Raw genomic sequence first — 983 nt, forward strand, 5'->3', positions numbered from 1 at the left:
ATCGAGGGCTGGTTCGCCTATGCGCTGGCGCTGGTGGTGCTTTTGGTGCGCCCCTCCGGCCTGTTTGGCCAGAAAACCGTCGAAAGGGTCTGAACCATGGCCGTGCAAGCGCTCGACGCCGCAAGGCTTCCAGTCGACTGGGTGAAACTCGTTCAGAAGCTGGCATTGCCGACCGCCCTGTTCGTCGTCGCCTACGGCGTGGTCCCTGCCTATGCTTCGGGCTATCTGGTCGAGGCGATCCTGCTGCCATTCCTGGCGCTCAGCCTGGCGGCGGTCGGCCTCAATCTGCTGACCGGCTATTGCGGCCAGCTCTCGCTTGGCTCTTCCGCCTTCATGACGGTGGGCGCGTTCGCCGCCTACAATTTCAACCTCAGGGTCGAAGGCCTGCCGCTGGCGGGGACCATGATCCTGGCCGGAATTTCCGCCGCCGGCTTCGGCGTCGTGTTCGGCCTGCCCAGTCTCAGGCTGCGCGGCTTCTACCTCGCCGTCTCGACGCTCGCCGCCCAGTTCTTCGTGCAATGGGCGCTGACCAAGTTCGGCTGGTTCTCCAACGACAACCCGTCCGGGGTGATCTCGGCGCCGCACCTGGCCGTCGCCGGTCTTTCGCTCGACAGCGCGACCGGCCGCTATTTGCTTTCGGTCACCACGGTCATGGTGCTGACGGCCCTCGTCTGGCGCTTGGTCAACAGCGCGACCGGTCGCAACTTCATCGCCGTGCGGGACAACGAAACCGCCGCACGCGTCATCGGTGTGCCGGTGCTGCGAACCAAGCTTCTGGCGTTCGCCATCTCGTCGTTCATCATCGGTATCGCCGGCGTGCTGTGGGCCTTCACCTATCTGCGCACCGTCGAGCCGGCAGGCTTCAATCTCGACCGCTCATTCCAGATCCTGTTCATCATCATCATCGGCGGGCTGGCCTCGATCCGTGGCGCGTTTTTGGGTGCGGCGTTCATCGTTGTCCTCCCGCTCTTTCTGTCCCGGCT

The 983-nt window shown here is 64.4% G+C and carries 1 protein-coding gene and 1 pseudogene; both read left to right on the forward strand.

The features are described from left to right. Nucleotides 1-93 (forward strand): annotated as a pseudogene (locus tag EN738_RS36690) (branched-chain amino acid ABC transporter permease); the annotation flags it as partial. Nucleotides 94-96: 3 nt separating this feature from the next. Then, a partial coding sequence (locus tag EN738_RS34585) for a branched-chain amino acid ABC transporter permease (RefSeq protein WP_145967058.1) occupies nt 97-983 on the forward strand: 887 nt, incomplete at its 3' end.

The sequence above is a fragment of the Mesorhizobium sp. M4B.F.Ca.ET.017.02.2.1 genome, from assembly GCF_003998955.1.
Taxonomy (GTDB): domain Bacteria; phylum Pseudomonadota; class Alphaproteobacteria; order Rhizobiales; family Rhizobiaceae; genus Mesorhizobium; species Mesorhizobium abyssinicae.